Below are 17,413 nucleotides of genomic sequence, written 5' to 3' on the forward strand. Positions count from 1 at the left end.
TGGAAGAGGGGTGCGATCAAGGCATCAGACGAGCGCGTGATAGGAGAGGCTGAGGCCGGAGATGCTGATCGCCTCTGCCCGCGTCTGCAGGCCGGCCGCCGAGGCCTCCACTTGCGCCGCCGCGGTCAGCAGGATCTCGCCGCGCTCGGCCACGTCCTCGCCGAGCTTGCTGGCGAGATTGACCTCGTCGCCGAACATGTCCCGCTCGTCGATGTTGAGGATGCGGCCCCAGCCGATGCCTATCGAGGCATAGAGGCGCCGTTCTTCGGGCAGGAGCAGGTTGGCGGCGTCCAGCCGCTTCATGATCTCGCGCGCCGCCGTCACGGCGCCCGTGACGCTTCCGAGCAGGCAGTAAAGATTGTCCGCCTCCGCCTTGACGACGATGCCGCCATTCTCCTCGATCGTGGGCGTGGCGATGAGCCGCATCTGGTGGATCATCAGCAGGAAGGCAGTGATGCCGCGCTTCTGCGTGGTCCGCGAGAAGCCGCTCATGTCGAGGACGAGCACGGCGCGGGTCTCGCCGAACTGCTCGTCGATCTCGCGGGTCAGCTCCTCCTGCGCCTCCGGGCGTTCCATCATCTCGCGGAGGATGCGATCCAGATTGGCGTGGCTGTTGCGCCTCAGCGGCGGCTCAGCATCCTTCATATTTCCAGTGCCGCCTCTTGCCTTCCGCCATCCATTCCACGGCTTGGGCGAGCCTCTTGGCTCGCGTCTCCGGCCGCTTGGCGTTGGCCAGCCAGTCGAGATAGTCGCGCCGCGCCGACTCCGGGAAGCCGTCGAAGGTCGCCCGCGCGGCTCGGTTCGCCGCTAGCGCCTGTTCGAGATCGGTCGGCGTCTCGAGCGGCGGCTTAGGATGCTTGACGGGCCGCGGCGCCTTTTCGCCGCTGTCGATCAACGCCATCGCCTTCGCCACCAGCGCGTGCATGGTGGCGTCGTCAGGCAGATCGCCGACGCTGGTCAGGCGGCCGAACGTGCCCATCGCCTCGCGTTCCTTGCCGGTTTCGCCGACGACCTGCTTGGCCTGCCAGAAGCCGAAGGTGGCGTGCGCCTTGAAGGCCGCCATGCTGGCGAGGATGCTGCCCTTGTATGTGAAGGCCGGCATGCTCCACTTCAGCGTCTCCTCGCAGGCGGGGCAGGCGGCGTGGACGGTCTCCCTGAGCATGGTCAGGATCGGCCTGGCGAACTCGGCCTGCCGCTCGATATAGGCGTCGACACGTTCGTCCCTCGGCATCCAACTCTCCTCCCTGACCGGTGCACCTGCAGTCTGGAGCAAGCTGCGGACGGTTAACAGCGTCTTCACTATGTCCTTGAACTCTTTGTTTTAATTTCCGGCACGGCAGCGTGTCCTTTCGGGACGTGCGCATTTTGGGGAGGTGACAGCAGGATCATTCCGGGCGGATAATGAGTTCAATAGCAGCGATGTCGCTTTGCGTTCCAAGCGGAGGGAAACAAGATGCTGAGCCAGATGATCCAGGGGCAGGACAAGGCCTTCCCGCATGATCCCGCCGCCCGCGGCTACCTCGTCGTCTATCGCGAGAATCAAGTGAATCACTGCCCGTCCTGCGGGCGCACCCATTGGTATGTCGGCCGGGTCTCCGCCGAATGCGGCTTCTGCGCGACGGCGCTGCCGCTCGCCGAAGCCACTGCGCGGGGACCGGGGACCCACAGCCGCAACTACAAGCCGGCTTTCCCTTCTTTCGCTTCCTGAGCTGCCCTGGCCCGCGTTTCTCCTTTCTCGCGGGTCAAACTTCGGGTCGGTCGCGTTCGCGCTGCCGGCCCGATTTTCGTCAGGTGCTAGAGCGGGAGCAGATGCTGCCGCACCGGCGCGAAGCTGCGGCGGTGGAGCGGCGTCGGGCCGAGCTCCGCCAGCGCGCGGCGATGATCCGGCGTCGGATAGCCTTTGTTCGATGACCAATTGTAGCCCGGATACTGCGCGCAATAATCCGCCATCATCCGGTCCCGCGTGACCTTGGCGATGATCGAGGCGGCCGCGATCGACCGGCACTTCGCGTCGCCGCCGACGACGGCCTTGGACGGGCGGCTCCAGCGCGGCGTCGCGTTGCCGTCGACCAGCACCCAGGCCGGCTCGAAGCCCAGCGCCTCGACCGCGCGCGTCATCGCCAGCATCCGCGCCCAGTAGATGTTGAGGCTGTCGATCTCCTCCACGGTGGCGATGCCGACGCCAATCCGCGCCTGGGACTTGAGCCGGGCGTAGAGCGACTCTCGCTCCTTCACCGGCACCACCTTCGAGTCGTCGAGTCCGCGCGGGAAGCGGTTGCGGTCCAGCACCACCGCGGCGGCGACCACCGGTCCCGCCAGCGGCGCGCAGCCCGCTTCATCTACGCCGGCGAGCGGCTCGGGGAACTCACGTTCTATCTTGAAGCAGGGACGGGCCATCGGCTCAGCCTATTAACCATTTGCCGGCGCCGCCAGCGCCAAGCGCTCCTCGGCGCCAGAAAATTGTGGATCAGTCGGCGACCCGCCAGGGCGGATAGCGACGGCTCTCGCCCGCCTTGTAGAGGCAAACCATGTTGCCGAACGGATCGCGCAGCCTCGCCTCCCGCCACAGCCACGGCTGCTTGACGGGTCCATGCTCGAAGGTGAGCCCCAAGCGGGCGAGCCGCTCGACATCGCCGTCGAGATCCTCCGATTCGAGGTAGATGGTCGTACTGCCGGGCCCGCTCTCCTGCCCCACGTCGTGGATCGAAAGGGTCGCGCCGCCCATCGACTCAAATCGGGCGTAATCGGGCGGGCTGTCGACGATCAGTCGCAGACCAAGTGCCCGATAGAAGGCGACGGACTCGACATAGTCGCTGCATCCGACGGTCACCTGGTTGAGCCGCGGCGCCTCGCCGCAGTCGAGGCGCACATTGGCATGGCCGAGCGGTCCGCTGCCGCGTCCGAGCCCCGGCGCCTCGCGCAGCGCCAGGCGGACGAACTCGCGGGCGCGGTCGACCGCCGCGGGCAGGGACGCGCCGAGCGCCAGATAGACGGCGATCGCGGTCGCCAGGGTGCAGCCGGTGCCGTGCGTGTCGTCGCCTTGGATGCGGCTGCCCTGCCAACTCGTCATGTTGTCGTCTTCGATCAGGGCGTCAGCCACCGCCTCGCCCTTGTCGTGGCCGCCCTTCACCAGCACCGCGCAGCGATGATCCGAGACCAGCTTCAGCGCGGCGCTGACCGCATCGTCGCCATGCGACAGGGTTGCCAGCTCCGGCAGGTTCGGGGTGACGATTGTGGCGACGTCCATCAGCTCGCGGAATGCGGCGATGGTTGCATCGTCAGCCAGCGTCGATCCGCTTGATGCCACCATGACGGGATCGAAGACGATGGGAACGTCCTGGAGGCGTGCCAGCCGTTCGGCGACGGCTCGCGCAGTCTCGGGCGAGCCGATCATGCCGATCTTGACCGCGTCGACGCCGATATCGTCGATGACAAGATCGATCTGCTTCAGCACCATCTCAGCTGGCACGGGCATGACGTCCGCCACTTCGAGCGTGTTCTGGGCCGTGATCGCGGTGATCGCGGTCATGGCGTGGCCGCCAAGCATGGTGACCGTCTTGATGTCGGCCTGGATGCCGGCGCCGCCGCCGGAATCGGAGCCGGCGATGATCAGGATGCGCGGGATTGTCATTGGGACCGTTATTGGGAGGAGCGGAGCGGCGAAGCAATCCAGACTGGCGTCAAAGCCATTGCTGGATTGCTTCCCTTCGCCCGCAATAGCGCGTTAACCGCGCCACTTGCGCTCCGTGGACGCGGGGTGGCGATCGAGAAGATGCTCGGCTCGGGTAGGGCGAGGCTGGAGGTTCCCACCGCAATTGGGGCAGGTGCCGGCGAGCGGCCCTTCCACGCACTCGGTGCAGAAGGTGCATTCGAAGGAGCAGATATGTGCGTCGTTCGCCTGAGGGAGGAGGCCGCGGCCACAGCGCTCGCAGTCGGGACGCATCGCCAGCATCAGGCGGCGGCCTTCACCGCTTCGCAGATCTGGTCGACGACCTCAGCGACGAGCTTCTCGTCCTCACCCTCTGCCATCACGCGGATCAGGGGCTCGGTGCCCGACTTGCGAATGAGGAGCCGGCCGGTGCCGGAGAGCCGCGCCTCGCCCTCCTTGATCGCAGCCTGGACCGGCGCGGCTTCGAGCGGCGTGGCGCCCCCTTCGAAGCGGACATTCTTGAGCAATTGGGGCAGGGGATCGAACAGATGGAGGAGCTCGCTCGCCCGCTTGCCGCTCACCACCAGCTCGGCGAGCACCTGCAGCGCGGCGACCAGCCCATCGCCCGTGGTCGCATAATCGGAGAGGATGATGTGGCCGGACTGCTCGCCGCCGACGTTGAAGCCCTTCTGGCGCATCGTCTCAAGCACGTAGCGGTCGCCCACCTTGGTCCGCTCGAGCGTCAGGCCGAGACCCTCGACATAGCGTTCGAGGCCGAGGTTGGACATGACAGTGGCAACGATCCCGCGGCCGCGCAGCCTCTTGTGCCGCTGCCAGGAGGCGGCGATCAGCGCCATCAACTGGTCGCCGTCAACCACCCGGCCGGTCTCATCGACCACGATCAACCGGTCGGCATCGCCGTCCAGCGCGATGCCGACGTCGGCGCCCGCTTCTACTACAGTCGCCTGGAGCAGGCGCGTGTCGGTCGATCCGCAGCTGTCATTGATGTTGAGGCCATTGGGCGAGACGCCGATCGCGACCACGTCGGCGCCCAGCTCCCACAGCGCCGCCGGAGCGACCTGATAGGCGGCGCCGTTGGCGCAATCGACCACGACCTTGATGCCGTCGAGGCGGAGATGCTCGGGGAAGGTCAGCTTGGCGGCGTGGGTATAGCGGCCGCGGGCATCCTCGATCTTGCGAGCGCGGCCGATCTCGGGGGCGGGGGCGAGCTTCGGCTCCTCATCGAGCAGGCGCTCGATCGCGGCCTCGTCCTCGTCGGTGAGCTTGAACCCGTCGGGGCCGAACAACTTGATGCCGTTGTCGATATAGGGGTTGTGGCTGGCGGAGATCATCACGCCGAGGTCCGCGCGCATCGAACGGGCGAGCATGGCCACCGCCGGCGTCGGCACCGGGCCGACCATCACCACGTCCATGCCGACGCTGGTGAAGCCGGAAATCAGCGCCGATTCCATCATGTAGCCGGAAAGGCGCGTATCCTTGCCGATCACGACGCGGTGGCGGTGGTCGCCGCGCAGGAAGTGGGCGCCCGCGGCCTGGCCGACGCGCTGCGCCATGGCGGCGGTCATCGGCATCTGGTTGGTGCGGCCCCGGATCCCGTCCGTGCCGAAAAACTTACGCGTCATCTACAGCTTGCTTCCGTTTTTGCTTGTCGCGCTGGCTGCTGCCATGAATGGCGCTGATAGCGCGTAACGAGCAAAAGGGCGAGCATGTCGCAGGCCACACGTATCCTTCTCGCTTTGGCCGCCGGCCTCCTGCTCGGCATCGCGGCGTTCCGCTGGGCACCCGATTTCGCGGCAGGGGCGGCGAGCGTCGCCGACCCGATCGGCAATCTCTGGCTGAACGGCCTTCGCATGACCATCGTGCCGCTGCTGGTGGCGCTGCTGGTGACCGGCATTGCCCAGACTGCGGCGGCAGCCAAGGCGGGCGCCATCGCCGGGCGCGCGCTCGCCTGGATCGTCGCCCTGATGACCCTGTCGGCGATCATGGGCGCGATCCTGACGCCGCTCTTCCTGTCGATCGCGCCGATGCCGGAAGCGTCCGCGCTGGCGCTGCGCAACGCGCTGACCACCACCGCCGAAGTGGGCGAGGTGCCGCCCTTCGCCGATTTCCTGCGCTCGATCGTGCCGATCAATCCGATCTCGGCGGCGGCCGAGGACGCGATCCTGCCGCTGATCATCTTCACCGGCGTCTTCGCCTTTGCAGTGACGCGGTTGCCCGTCGAGACCCGCACGGTGCTCACCAGCTTCTTCAGCGCGCTGGCAGACGCGATGATCATCGTCATCGAATGGGTGCTGAAGCTGGCGCCGATCGGCGTCTTTGCGCTCGCCTTCGTCGTCGGCGCGCGATCGGGCGCGGCCGCGTTCGGCGCCGTCATCCATTACATCCTTGTCGTCTCGGCCGTGGGCGTCGTCATGTCGCTGCTCGCCTATCCGCTGGCGGTGTTCGGCGGACGGCTGCCGCTCGGCCGCTTCGCACGCACGATCGCGCCGGTCCAGGCGCTGGCGATCAGCACCCAGTCTTCGCTCGCCTGCCTGCCGATCATGCTGAAGAAGTCCGAGCAACTCGGCGTGCCGGAGCGCACCGCCGGCATCGTCCTGCCGCTGGCGGTCGCCCTGCTCCGAGCCACCGGCCCGGCGATGAACCTGGCAGTCGCGCTCTATGTCGCCAGCTGGTTCGGGGTCGAGCTCGGGCCGGCGCAATATGCGGTCGCCATCTTCGCCGCTGTGCTGACCTCGATGGGATCGGTCAGCCTGCCGGGGCAGGTGAGCTTCATCACCGCGATCGCGCCGATCTGCCTGGTGCTCGGCGTGCCGATCGAGGCGCTGGCGATCCTGATCGCGGTCGAAGTGCTGCCCGACATCATCCGCACGCTTGGCAACGTGATGATGGACGTGGCGGTCACGACGACGGTCAGCCGGCAGTCCGGGGAGACGCAGGAGGGCAGCGCCGAGCCGGCAACCGCCGCCTAGGAACCGCCCCTCCGGCTGGCGGTTCTATCGCCGAACCAGCTCAGGGAGCCAGGTCATCGGCGTTTCCGAACATGATGGGAAGGGCGGCGGCTTCGGCCCGACCGTGCAGCCGCCGCAGCCCGGCAGCCTCAATCGAGCCCTCGCGCGCAACATCAGCGCCCTTCAGGAGCGGCGCCTCGCCGAAGCCGCCAATGCGAGCCTTGAGGAGCGCATAGCGGAAGCGATCACCCGCTTCACCGGCAGCATGCGCTTCGTCTACCTGCACCTGACGGTGTTCGGCTTCTGGATCGTGGCCAATCTCGGCTGGGTGCCGGGGGTGCCGCAATGGGACGAGAGCTTCGTCGTGCTGGCGATGATCGCATCGGTGGAGGCGATCTTCCTCTCCACCTTCGTCCTGATCAGCCAGAACCGGATGGCAGCCGCGGCCGACAAGCGCGCCGACCTCGACCTCCAGATCAACCTCCTGTCGGAACATGAGGTGACGAAGCTGGTGGCGATGGTGTCGGCGATCAGCGATCATCTGGGCCTCCACCACGTCGCCGGAGAAGATGTGGAGGAGTTGAAGCGCAACGTCGCGCCCGAAGCGGTGCTTGACGCCATCGAGACGACGGAGCGGCCGACCTAAGAGTTCATTGCCTTTCCGTCCCCGCCCGGGACAGCCGCATTTCCCGCTGCGCGGCCCGATGGCGGGCCGCTCGGAGCGGTGATAAGTTTCGAAAAATGAGGAGCTTGAGCGCAGACGCGGCGATCGTCGCCGCTCCCACTTTGGGGGCCACCTACCTGGCAGTGCGGAGCGGCAATGCGCTCGTTGCGGTATCCCCGGCGGGACTTGGGCTGCCCGATCCGATGCTGCTGCTCCCGGCCTATGCGGCGCTCGGCTTTGCGCTGAGCTGGGCCGCCTACCACCTCGTGGCCGGCCTGCTCCAATATCGCGCCATCTCGACCAGCAACGGGCGTGGCCTCTTCATCTTCCTCGCCGTGCTGGTCACCGCCAGCGCCGCCTATGAGGTGCCTCAGCTTGCCCTGCCGTTCGCCGCCGCCGCGGCCGGTGCCGCCTTCGCGCTGCACCTCATCCGCCGCAGGCCCAGCCGCAGGATCAGTGCCAACTAAGTTCACAAGGAGCGGATCGATGACGATTTTCGACTTCGGCAAGTATCTGAAGCGCCGCGCCGCCCAGCCGGCTCCGCCGCCGAGCATGCCGAAGGAGGTCGTCTACATTCCGACCAAATATGGCGACGTCGAAGCGCTCAACCGGCACGGCGACGTGTGGCTGATCAGCTATCCGTGGGACACGCAGGAATTCTTCGGCAACCGGGAGTCGCTCCAGCACGAGATGAACCGTCGGATCGAGGAGCGCTACGCCGCCGAGAAGAAGGTGCCGCCGACGATCATCTACATCCCGACCGGCAACGGCGATGCCAAGGCGACGCACATGGCCCTGAACCGCTGGCGGATCGAATATCCCTGGGCGGTCGAGGACTTCAGCGGCAACATGAATGCCGTGCGCAAGGAAATGAAGCGCAAGATCATCGAGCATTACACCGCCCGCCAGCAGGCGGCAGAATAAGCCTCCAACCGCCGATCCTCCCTTTCCATTGACAGCAGCTTCGGCGACGGGTCATCTGTTTGCGGCGGCGAGCCGGAGGATAGAGATGCGGCTGCTAGGTCAATTGGCGATTGCCTGTCTGAAGGCCGCCGCCCTGGTGGCCGCCATCATCATCTTCCTCTGGGCGTTCGGGCTGCTAAATGTCTGGGGCACCGTCGGCATCGGCGCGATGATCATCATCCTGCTGGGCATCTTCTGGGCGATCTTCTTCGACCGGGAGGAGCGCAGCCTGCTCCGCATCGGCGCCTTCTGCGTCGCTTATGTCGCGGTCGCGCAGATCATCTACGTCATCTTGGAGCCGCGCGGCCTTGTCCGGACGGACCTGCGCTTCACGCTCGAGTTGGTGGCGCTCGGCTTCGGCTCCTGCCTGCTGTTCACCTCGAACGGTGCCACTCCGGCCGCTCCCGCCGATCCGGCAGCGTCCTGATCCGTTTCAGCCGAGGTTGAGGCCGAGCCAGCGAGGCAGCGACGCGTTCGGCGCGTGGAGGGTGGTGACGAGCAGCCACAGCAGCAAGCCGCCGCCGAGCGCGATCCAACCGGGGAAGGCGGCATTCCATCTGGCGCGGCCGCGCAGCAGCGCGGCGAAGGGGACGAACGACGTCCGCCCTTCCCAGTCCTGCCATTTCCGGCCGATCACCGCGCGCTTCTTGCGGTCCTGTCCGATCGATCCGGCCAAGGCGAGGATCAGGATGCCGGCGGCGACGATGAGGTTGCGCGGCGATCCGTAGATCGAGAGGTGGACCAGCGCCCAGAGCGCGAAGCTCCAGTTCATCGGGTGGCGGGTGATTGCGAATACCCCGCGCGCCGGCTTCACCGCCAGCTTCGCCGCGCCGGGATGAGGGAAGGCGGGGTTGCCCATGAACGAGCCGACCAGGAGGATGCTGGCGACCAGCATCACGATCGATCCTGCGGTCCAGGCCCAGTCCGGCGCCGTCCATAGCGGGATGTTGTCGGCATCCTGCCAGGCCCAGATCATCCAGCCGAGCGTCACGAATGCGACGAGCGAGTAGAGCAAGCGGAAACTCGCTTCGCCCAGCTGTCCGATCAGCCGCCCCCGATAGGGGTGCGACATCGCGAGGTGGGTGCCGACGAAGGCGAGGGTCGCCAGCGCGAGGCTGACGGTGCTGATCACCGCGGATCGTAGGCCGGCGGCAGGTTCGGCTCGCTGAGGTCGCGGTAGCGGTCCCTGAGCTTGGTCTGCCGGTTCTCGAGCGGCTGCTGGACGCCGTCGATCAGCACCACCTCGGCAACGGAGGTCAGCTCCAGCGGGTCGCCATCCCAGATCACCACGTCGGCGCGGCGGCCGGCGCGGAGCGACCCGATCTCGCCGCCGAGTCCGAGCGCCTCGGCCGGAAGCGAGGTGATCGTCGCCAGCGCCTCGCCCCAGCTCAAGCCCGAAGCGCCCGGAACCTTGCCTAGAGCAACGAGGTTACCGGCATTCTGGCGCGAAAGCCGCACCTGGCGGGCTTCGTCCTCGTTGATCATTCCCATGCCGACCGTCACCCCGGCTGCGCGCATGCGGCCGATGTTGGACTGGGTGGCGGCGAGCTGCTCGAACGAATTGGGCAGGTCGACGAGGGCGTTGGCGATCACGGGCACTCGGGCGGCAGCGATGCGGTCCGCCACGGTCCAGCCCTCGGTGGCGCCGACCAGCACCATGCGCAAGTTCGGGAACTCGCGTTTCAGCCCGAGCACCTGGAGGATGTCGCTGGCGCGCTCGACATGAACGAGGAGGAGCTGGCGCCCGGTGAGAACCGGCACGAGCGCCGCCGCGTCGAAGCGGGTGAGGAGGACGTCGTCGGAGCGCCTCGCATCCGCGCCTAGCAGCGGGCTGTTCGGATCCGGCACTTCCTCGAGCGGGAAGTCGCGCTGGTCCGATGCGCTTGCTTCGCGCTGACCGCCGGAAGAGGCGATTCTGTCGGACCGGCCGAGATCCCGGGCTTCGCGAAGCGCATTGCGAAACAAGGCTAAAGTGGCGGCGCGGCTGCCGCCGGCGCTGTCGGCGCCTGCCTCGCCGAACTCGACGAACTGGAAGGCGCGGGCGCGGGTGATCGGCTGCATGTCGGAGCCGAGATCGATCACGGCGCCCTGGCCGGCGAAGATGCTCTTCGCAGTGGCTGGAGCGACGATGGCGCGCGTGACGCCGCCCGCGCGGCTGACGGCAACGTTCGATGCGCGCGGGTTGATCGCCGGCGCAACGTCGATCGCCGCGCTGAACGGCGAGTTGGCGGCCTGCACGTCGTTCGATCCGCCGACTGCATCGACCTCGAGCAGCCCGACGCGGGAGAAGCCGGCGACGAGACCCGGCGTTACCCATTTGCCGGTCGCGTCGACACGCTGCGCGTCGGCGGGAACGGCGACGCCCTGGCCCGCGGCGACGATGCGGCCGCCCCGGATCACGACGGTGCCGCCCTGGATGGGCGCGGAGCCATCGCCGAGTGCCACTGTCCCGCCGGTGATCGCCACGGTCTGGGCGAGGGCAGGGGAGGCGGCGAGGCTCAGGGCAAGTGCGCTGGCTGCTGCGAAAACCGGCTTCATTTCACGTCCCCTTCGCCGGGCTGGCCGAGTTCGAAGTCGCTGACCGGGCGGCGGCTCGGGTCGTTGGCATCATACATCAGGGCGCCGTCGATCCAGACGCGCTCGGGGCGGGTGTAGACGCTCAGCGGATTGCCGTTCCACAGCACCACGTCCGCCATCTTGCCGGGGCGGAGGCTGCCAGTGCGGTCGGCGATGCCAAGCGCTTTGGCCGGGTTGATGGCGAGCCAGGTCCAGGCGATCTCGTCCGAAATGTTGATCCCGGCACGGCGGCCGTTGGCGAGTGCCTTGGACGCTTCCTGGTAGAGGCGCTGGATGCCGTTGGGATCGTCGGAGTGGACGATCGCGCAGGCGCCGGCATTGTGGACGAACGGGATATTCTCCTCGATCCCGTCATAGGCTTCCATCTTAAAGCCCCACCAGTCGGCCCAGAGAGCGCCGCAGACGCCGTTTTCTCGCAGGAGATCGGCGATCTTGTAGGCTTCGACGGCGTGGTGGAAGGCGCTGACCTTGTAGCCGAACTCCTTGGCCATATCCATGATGTTGGCCATTTCGTCGGCGCGGTAGCAGTGGTTCTGGACCAGGATCTCGCCGTCGAGGACGCCGCGCAGCGTCTCGAGCTGGAGGTCGCGCGCCGGCGCCTCGCCGCCGTCGCGCTCGTACTTGTCCCACTTGCGATCATATTCCTGGGCGCGGGCCCAGGTCTGGCGCATCAGCGCGACGTTCGCCATGCGGCTGCCGGGCATCTGGTTGCGGCCGCCATAGACGCGCTTGGGGTTCTCGCCGCACGCCATCTTGAGTGAGTGGGGGGCGCCGGGGAACTTCATGCCCTGCATGGTGCGGGCATAGACGTTCTTGAGCGTCACGCCGCGGCCGCCGAACAGGTTTGCCGAGCCGGGAAGGATGTGGAGGCTGGTGACGCCGCCGTTCATCAGCGCCCGTGCGAAGCCGGGGTCCTGCGGCCAGACGCTGTGCTCGGCCCACACTTCGGACCGGACCGGACCGGTGATCTCGTTGCCGTCCTGATGCGCCTCCACCGACGGACTCGGATAGTCGCCGAGGTGGCTGTGGATGTCGATGACGCCCGGCGTCACCCATTTGCCTGCCGCGTCGATGCGGGTGGCGCCGTCGGGGATCGCGGTGTCGGCCCCGCCGATCGCCTGCACCCGCCCGTCCGAAAGCACGACCGTGCCGTTCTCGATGCGGCCGCCTTCGCCGTCATAGATGGTGGCGCCGGTGATGGCGGTCACGACCCCGGGATAGGGTCGGTAGGTGGAGGGGAAAGGCTCGACGGCGGCCCGTGCCGGCGCCCCGTCGGACGCCGTCGCTGCTCGGTCTTCTGATCGGCTGGAGGTGGTGGAACAGGCGGAAAGCAGGGTGGCCGCGGCGAGCGCGGCCAGTGCCGTTCTTTTCATCTAGTTGCGGACTCCGGGGACGGTTTCGAGGTTGGGATCGCGCGGAATGCCGGGCGCGATCGGCTCGGCGAGTTCGGCATCGCCCGCCATGCGCTCGTCGCGCAGGGTGTCGAGGTGCATCAGCCGCTTGATCAGCGGCGAGATGACCACCATCGCCACGCCGACGCCGACCGCGGTCCAGCCGATGGTCGAATAGACTTCGAGGACCGTCTCCTTGGCCGCGCCCTCGCCGGTGCCATGGCCGGACCCGGTCGCCGCCGCGATCAGGCCGGCGGCGAAATTGCCGGTCGCCGAGGCGAAGAACCAGGTGCCCATGATCAGGCTCGCCATATGCGCCGGCGCCAGCCGGTTCATCGCCGAGAGGCCGACCGGCGACAGGCAGAGCTCGCCGGTCGTGTGCAGCAGGTAGATGAGGAAGATGAAGATGACCGGCGTGGCGTTGCCGAGGCCGACCGCATTGGCGCCGGCGACCAGCACCAGGAAGCCCGCACCAAGCTGAATCACGCCGAGGCCGAACTTGGCCGGCGCCGGCGGCTCAAGCCCGCGCCGCCCGAGCGCCGTCCACAGCCACGCGAAGAGCGGGCCGAGCAGGATGATGTAGATCGGGTTGATCGACTGGAAGATCGAGGCGGGGACACCGCCGCGGTCGACATGGCGATCGGTGAACAGGTTGAGCGAGGAGCCGGCCTGCTCGAACAGAGCCCAGAACAGGATCGAGCCGAGGATCAGGTAGAGCGCGGCGAAGATCCGGTCGCGGTCCTCGGCCGGCAGCTTGAACACCGCCGTGAAGAGCACGTAGAGGACGAGGATGCCGCCGGCGATGCCGAGCAGCGAGCCGACCAGCTCCTGATACTGGATCAGCGCCCAGACGATCGCAACCGCGGCGATGCCGGTAAGGTAGAGGAACCATTCGAACTTCATGCCGGCGACGGTCGAGCGCAGCCGCGCCGGGTCCGGGGCTTCGCCGCGGCCCATCAGCAGCGGCTTGCCCCACATGAAGACGATGAGGCCGAGCAGCATGCCGAGGCCCGCTGCGCCGAAGCCGTAGCCCCAGCCATAGGTCTGGCCGAGATAGCCGGCGATCAGGGTGCCGATCGCCGCGCCGAGGTTAATGCCCATGTAGAAGATGGTGTAGGCGCCGTCGCGGCGGACGTCGGTGCGCGGGTAGAGCTGGCCGACGATGACCGAGATGTTGGCCTTGAGGAAGCCGGAGCCGACGATGATGAAGGCCAGCGCCAGCCAGAAGGCGTTGATCGTCGCATCCTCCTGACCGCCATTGCCCTCGAACGCCATCAGGAAGTGGCCGAAGGTGAGCAGCACCGCGCCGAACAGCACCGCCTTTCGCTGCCCGAGATAGCGATCGGCTATGTAGCCGCCGATCACGGGCGTGATGTACACCAGGGCGGTATAGGCGCCGTAGATGATCGAGGCGCGTTCGTCCGAGAAGAGCCAGTGCTGCGTCAGATAGAAGATCAGCAGCGCCCGCATGCCGTAATAGGAGAAGCGCTCCCACATTTCGGCGAAGAAGAGGACGAAGAGGCCGCGGGGGTGGCCCAGGATCGTACGACCCTCTTCGGCGACGTAGGGGTTGGTTGCCACTGGCTCGCTACTCCATACAGTGCGCCGCTCTCATGGGGCAGCGCTTAGGGCGCGCAAACTAGCGTCCTAAACTCACATGTGAAGCAGATTGTTGCACTGTCAGAAGGATGCTGGCACCCGGCCCGACATGCTGAACGACCGCTCCTCGACCCTGTCCCTGCTCAGGACGCGCCGCTCGGGGCGGCCGCGCGACCTCGTCGAGCCGGGGCCGAGCGAGGAGCAGTTGCGCGAGATCCTGTCGGTCGCGACGCGGGTGCCCGATCACGGCAAGCTCGCGCCCTGGCGGTTCGTGGTGGTGCGCAAGGCGGATCGGGGCGCGCTCGAGGAGCTGCTGCTGCGCGCCTACCGGATCGACCATCCCGAACCCGGCCGGCTCGAGATCGAGGCCACGCAGCGTTTCGCCCACCAGGCCCCGGCCCTGGTCGTCGCCTTGTTCAAGCCGGTCGAGAGCAGCAAGATCCCGCTTTGGGAGCAGCAGCTCTCCTGCGGTGCCGCCTTGATGAACCTGCTCAACGCCACCCATGCGCTCGGCTTCGTGGGCGGCTGGGTGACCGGCTGGGCGGCTTTCTCGGAAGAGGTCAGGCGTGCATTCGCGACAGGCGATGAAGTGATCGCCGGCTTCGTCTTCATCGGCACCCCGGCCGCCGAACTTGAAGAGCGGCCCCGGCCCGAACTCGGCGACGTGGTGACGGAGTGGCGGCCCTGACACGCGGGCGTAGGGCCGGAATTTGCTTGACCCCGTGACTGTATTAGCACACTATATCAGGCAATGATCAATGACGACCGTCCCGTTTACCTCCGCCTTCGCGACACCATTGCCGCGCAGATTCTCGACGGCAGCGTCAAGGACGGCGATCCGCTCCCGTCGGTGCGCAGCCTCGCCGCCGAGCATGGCGCCAACCCGCTGACCGTCGCCAAGGCCTACCAGACCTTCCAGGACGAGGGACTGATCGTGGTCCGGCGCGGCGTCGGCATGTTCGTCGCCGACGGCGCCGCCGAGCGCCTTCGCGCCAGCGCCCGCAAGGAATTCCTCGAGCAGCGCTGGCCGGCCATCGCGGCCCATATCCGCCGCCTCGACCTCGACGTCGCAGATCTGGTCGACCGCGCGCTCGCCTGATCGCCGGCGCCACCCGCGGGGCCAAGTTCTTTTAAGGATTGGGCTGTAATGGCATCCTGCACGCTGGGTGTATGGGCGGGATGATTGAAGCCAAGATAGACGAGATCGAGGGCGACAAGAGGAGCGTCCAGCATCGCTCTCGAGTGATGTTGGCGGCCACGATCGTCACGTCCGGCTTATCGGCCGACGTCAGGATCAGGAACCTGTCGCGCTCTGGCGCCCTCGTCGAAGGCGATGCCATGCCCGAGGCCGGCGCCACGGTGGAGATCCTGCGCAATCTCCACTCTGCGCGCGCGCAGGTGGTCTGGTCCAAGCCGAACCGCTGCGGCGTCAAGTTCGACGAGCCGGTCGTGATCGAGGAATGGGTGGGGTCCACCCTTCGCGCCGCGCCGCCGCCCGAGCCCGCCCGGGAGCAGGAGGAGCGGACTACGGGACCGCTTCCAGCCTGGCTTGTCGCCGAAGGATCGGCGGCGGGGCTGGAGGACCGTCTCTCGAAACGGGTGGGCGAGGAGATCGCCTATATCGGCCGGCTGGTCGAGACGGTCGGCATGGATCTCACGGCAAACCCGGCGATCGTGCACCGCCATAACGCATCGCTTCAGAACTGCCGCCGCGCCGCCGCACTCCTCGGCGAGATCGCGCAGGTCCTCCTGTCGGACGATCGGCTCGCGGCCGCGGCAACGATCCGCACCGCCGAGCTGAAGGCGCGCCTTCTCAGGTCCTGAGCGCGGATCAGGCGGCGAAGGCGGCGTCGGGCAGCGAGTAGAGAACCGCTGACGAGGCCGTCGCAGCCGCCTTGAGACCCTCCGCCTCCGGGACGATCTGCTCGATGTAGAAGCGTGCGGCGGCTCGTTTGAGCGCCAGGAAATCCGGATCGGCATCGCTGCTCACCGCTGCGGCGTACTGCCGGGCCATCAGCCAGCCGCTCACCGCGACCGAAAGCATAGTCAAAAAGGGGTAGGAGCCAGCCAGCCGATCGTCCGTCTGAGCGGAGGCTAGATGCGCCGCCGCTTCCTCGCAGGCGTCGACCAGTGCCACCAACTCAGCTTCAGCGCCGGCCTCGGACCTGATGTCGGAGAGCAGTCGCGCGAGCACGGCCCCGCCCTCCAGCCCTAGCTTGCGGCCGACCAGGTCCGCGGCCTGGATGCCGTTGGTGCCTTCGTAGATGGGGGCGATGCGGGCGTCGCGCAGATGCTGGGCGGCACCGGTTTCTTCGACAAAGCCCATGCCGCCATGGACCTGCACGCCGAGGCTCGCCACCTCGACGCCGACATCGGTGCCGTAGGCCTTGACCAACGGCGTCAGCAGGTCGACGCGCGCCTTCGCATCGGCGTCACCCAGGGTGGCGCGGTCGGTGAGGCCCGCCGCATAATATGTAAGCGCCCGCGCAGCCTGGGTCAGCGCTTTCATGCGCAGCAGCATGCGCCGCACGTCCGGATGGCTGATGATCGCGACCGGCTCCCGGCCGGGCGCTCCGGCTCGAGCCGACTGCAGCCTTTCGCGGGCGAATGCGACCGCCCCCTGCGTCGCCCGTTCGGCAATCGCCACTCCCTGGAGGCCGACGTTGAGGCGGGCATTGTTCATCATCGTGAACATCGCGCGCATGCCGCCATTCTCCTCGCCGATCAGCCAGCCGAGGCAATCGTCATGATCGCCGTAGGACATGACGCAGGTCGGCGAGGCGTTGATGCCGAGCTTGTGCTCGATCGAAACGCAGCGGACGTCGTTGGCCCCGGCCGGGCGGCCGTCCGCATCGAGCCGAAATTTGGGGACGAGGAACAGCGAAATGCCCCTCGTGCCGGGCGGCGCGTCGGGCAGGCGGGCGAGGACGAGGTGCACGATATTGTCGGTCAAATCGTGCTCGCCGAAGGTGATGAAGATCTTCTGGCCCTTGATCGAGTAGGTGCCGTCGTCGTTCGGAGCCGCGCGAGTCTTCAGGGCGCCGACGTCGGAGCCGGCCTGCGGCTCGGTGAGGTTCATGGTCCCGTTCCACTCGCCCGTAACCAGCTTGGGCAGCCAGGTGCTCTGGAGCTCCGGAGAGCCGTGATGCTTCAGCGCCTCCACCGCGCCCGGCGTGAGCATCATGATCAGCGAGAATGCCATGTTGGCCGAGGTCAGGTCCTCCATGACGATCGTGGCGAGGGTGAAGGGGAGGCCTTGGCCGCCATGCTCGACCGGACCGGCGAGCGTGCCCCACCCGCCTTCGACATAGGCGCGATAGGCTTCCCGGAATCCCTCCGGCATGGTGACGCCCTGCTCACTCCAGCGGGCGCCGACCTGATCCCCCAGGCGGTTCAACGGCGCAAACTCGCCCGCGGCGAACGCGCCGGCGCCCTCCAGGATCGCATCCACCAGATCCGGAGTGGCCTCGGCAAAAGCATTGTGGCCGGCGAGCTCGCTCAGCCTCACCACATGCTCCAGCAGGAAGCGCTGCTCGGCGATCGGCGGCGTATAGGTCATGGGAGGCCCCGCTTGCGTGACGTGAGGGGCGGCTATAGCGCG

At 67.5% G+C, this 17,413-nt stretch carries 20 protein-coding genes; 9 read left to right on the plus strand and 11 right to left on the minus strand.

Annotation, left to right across the window (positions count from 1 at the left end; translation table 11 throughout):
* Nucleotides 1-24 precede the first annotated feature (24 nt).
* Complete coding sequence (locus tag AC5JBD_RS07035; RefSeq protein WP_495721040.1) at nucleotides 25-645, minus strand: adenylate/guanylate cyclase domain-containing protein; 621 nt, start codon at nucleotides 643-645, stop codon at nucleotides 25-27.
* Nucleotides 632-1,231, minus strand: a complete 600-nt coding sequence (locus AC5JBD_RS07040; RefSeq protein ID WP_495721041.1) for a YdeI/OmpD-associated family protein — start codon at nucleotides 1,229-1,231, stop codon at nucleotides 632-634. The genes AC5JBD_RS07035 and AC5JBD_RS07040 overlap by 14 nt, the downstream gene beginning before the upstream one ends.
* A 222-nt stretch (nucleotides 1,232-1,453) precedes the next feature.
* Here AC5JBD_RS07040 and AC5JBD_RS07045 point away from each other — a divergent pair, with 222 nt between their 5' ends.
* Nucleotides 1,454-1,708, plus strand: coding sequence for a hypothetical protein (locus AC5JBD_RS07045; RefSeq protein WP_495721042.1), 255 nt, complete (start codon nucleotides 1,454-1,456; stop codon nucleotides 1,706-1,708).
* An 86-nt stretch (nucleotides 1,709-1,794) separates the two neighbouring features.
* Here AC5JBD_RS07045 and rnhB read toward each other — a convergent pair whose 3' ends face one another.
* From rnhB to glmM, 4 genes are all read right to left on the minus strand, one after another.
* The gene (rnhB, locus tag AC5JBD_RS07050; protein ID WP_495721043.1) at nucleotides 1,795-2,397 is read right to left on the minus strand and encodes a ribonuclease HII; all 603 of its coding nucleotides are present in this window, start codon (nucleotides 2,395-2,397) and stop codon (nucleotides 1,795-1,797) included.
* A gap of 70 nt (nucleotides 2,398-2,467) precedes the next feature.
* On the minus strand, nucleotides 2,468-3,631 hold the full coding sequence (gene thiD, locus AC5JBD_RS07055) for a bifunctional hydroxymethylpyrimidine kinase/phosphomethylpyrimidine kinase (protein WP_495721044.1): 1,164 nt from the start codon (nucleotides 3,629-3,631) through the stop codon (nucleotides 2,468-2,470).
* Between the two features lie 93 nt (nucleotides 3,632-3,724).
* Complete coding sequence (locus AC5JBD_RS07060; RefSeq protein WP_495721045.1) at nucleotides 3,725-3,952, minus strand: DUF1272 domain-containing protein; 228 nt, start codon at nucleotides 3,950-3,952, stop codon at nucleotides 3,725-3,727.
* Nucleotides 3,952-5,292 carry a phosphoglucosamine mutase gene (gene glmM, locus AC5JBD_RS07065; protein WP_495721046.1) on the minus strand — a complete coding sequence of 447 codons (1,341 nt, stop codon included), beginning with the start codon at nucleotides 5,290-5,292 and terminating at the stop codon, nucleotides 3,952-3,954. Before glmM ends, AC5JBD_RS07060 begins: the two co-directional genes overlap by 1 nt.
* Nucleotides 5,293-5,376: 84 nt before the next feature.
* Here glmM and AC5JBD_RS07070 point away from each other — a divergent pair, with 84 nt between their 5' ends.
* The 5 genes from AC5JBD_RS07070 (at nucleotide 5,377) to AC5JBD_RS07090 (ending at nucleotide 8,672) form a co-directional block, all read left to right on the plus strand.
* Complete coding sequence (locus AC5JBD_RS07070) at nucleotides 5,377-6,639, plus strand: dicarboxylate/amino acid:cation symporter (protein ID WP_495721047.1); 1,263 nt, start codon at nucleotides 5,377-5,379, stop codon at nucleotides 6,637-6,639.
* Nucleotides 6,640-6,742: 103 nt separating this feature from the next.
* Nucleotides 6,743-7,264, plus strand: a complete 522-nt coding sequence (locus tag AC5JBD_RS07075; protein WP_495721048.1) for a DUF1003 domain-containing protein — start codon at nucleotides 6,743-6,745, stop codon at nucleotides 7,262-7,264.
* Between the two features lie 95 nt (nucleotides 7,265-7,359).
* Entirely contained in the window at nucleotides 7,360-7,749 is a 390-nt protein-coding gene (locus AC5JBD_RS07080) for a hypothetical protein (RefSeq protein ID WP_495721049.1), read from the plus strand.
* Nucleotides 7,750-7,768: 19 nt separating this feature from the next.
* Complete coding sequence (locus AC5JBD_RS07085) at nucleotides 7,769-8,206, plus strand: hypothetical protein (protein ID WP_495721050.1); 438 nt, start codon at nucleotides 7,769-7,771, stop codon at nucleotides 8,204-8,206.
* A gap of 85 nt (nucleotides 8,207-8,291) precedes the next feature.
* Complete coding sequence (locus AC5JBD_RS07090) at nucleotides 8,292-8,672, plus strand: hypothetical protein (RefSeq protein ID WP_495721051.1); 381 nt, start codon at nucleotides 8,292-8,294, stop codon at nucleotides 8,670-8,672.
* 6 nt (nucleotides 8,673-8,678) lie between these two features.
* Here the strand turns inward: AC5JBD_RS07090 and AC5JBD_RS07095 are convergent, their stop codons facing one another.
* The 4 genes from AC5JBD_RS07095 to AC5JBD_RS07110 are packed head-to-tail and all read right to left on the minus strand — an operon-like array spanning nucleotide 8,679 to nucleotide 13,794.
* The gene (locus AC5JBD_RS07095; protein WP_495721052.1) at nucleotides 8,679-9,377 is read right to left on the minus strand and encodes an NnrU family protein; all 699 of its coding nucleotides are present in this window, start codon (nucleotides 9,375-9,377) and stop codon (nucleotides 8,679-8,681) included.
* Nucleotides 9,374-10,783 (minus strand): amidohydrolase family protein, encoded by a 1,410-nt coding sequence (locus AC5JBD_RS07100; protein WP_495721053.1) that lies wholly within the window; start codon nucleotides 10,781-10,783, stop codon nucleotides 9,374-9,376. The genes AC5JBD_RS07095 and AC5JBD_RS07100 overlap by 4 nt, the downstream gene beginning before the upstream one ends.
* Nucleotides 10,780-12,195: an amidohydrolase gene (locus AC5JBD_RS07105; protein ID WP_495721054.1), complete on the minus strand. Its 1,416-nt coding sequence runs from the start codon at nucleotides 12,193-12,195 to the stop codon at nucleotides 10,780-10,782. Before AC5JBD_RS07105 ends, AC5JBD_RS07100 begins: the two co-directional genes overlap by 4 nt.
* Nucleotides 12,196-13,794: a peptide MFS transporter gene (locus AC5JBD_RS07110; RefSeq protein ID WP_495721055.1), complete on the minus strand. Its 1,599-nt coding sequence runs from the start codon at nucleotides 13,792-13,794 to the stop codon at nucleotides 12,196-12,198.
* A 127-nt stretch (nucleotides 13,795-13,921) separates the two neighbouring features.
* Between AC5JBD_RS07110 and AC5JBD_RS07115 the strand changes: the two genes are divergently transcribed.
* The 3 genes from AC5JBD_RS07115 to AC5JBD_RS07125 all read left to right on the plus strand — a co-directional run bounded on the left by AC5JBD_RS07115 (nucleotide 13,922) and on the right by AC5JBD_RS07125 (nucleotide 15,636).
* A complete protein-coding gene (locus tag AC5JBD_RS07115) occupies nucleotides 13,922-14,500 on the plus strand; it encodes a nitroreductase family protein (RefSeq protein WP_495721056.1) in 579 nt (192 codons plus the stop codon).
* Between the two features lie 63 nt (nucleotides 14,501-14,563).
* On the plus strand, nucleotides 14,564-14,911 hold the full coding sequence (locus AC5JBD_RS07120; protein ID WP_495721057.1) for a GntR family transcriptional regulator: 348 nt from the start codon (nucleotides 14,564-14,566) through the stop codon (nucleotides 14,909-14,911).
* An 80-nt stretch (nucleotides 14,912-14,991) separates the two neighbouring features.
* A complete protein-coding gene (locus AC5JBD_RS07125) occupies nucleotides 14,992-15,636 on the plus strand; it encodes a PilZ domain-containing protein (RefSeq protein WP_495721058.1) in 645 nt (214 codons plus the stop codon).
* A 7-nt stretch (nucleotides 15,637-15,643) separates the two neighbouring features.
* On the opposite strand, the gene AC5JBD_RS07130 is transcribed toward AC5JBD_RS07125, so the two are convergent.
* Nucleotides 15,644-17,371, minus strand: a complete 1,728-nt coding sequence (locus AC5JBD_RS07130) for an acyl-CoA dehydrogenase family protein (protein WP_495721059.1) — start codon at nucleotides 17,369-17,371, stop codon at nucleotides 15,644-15,646.
* Nucleotides 17,372-17,413 lie beyond the last annotated feature (42 nt).

The sequence above is a fragment of the Allosphingosinicella sp. genome, assembly GCF_059502505.1.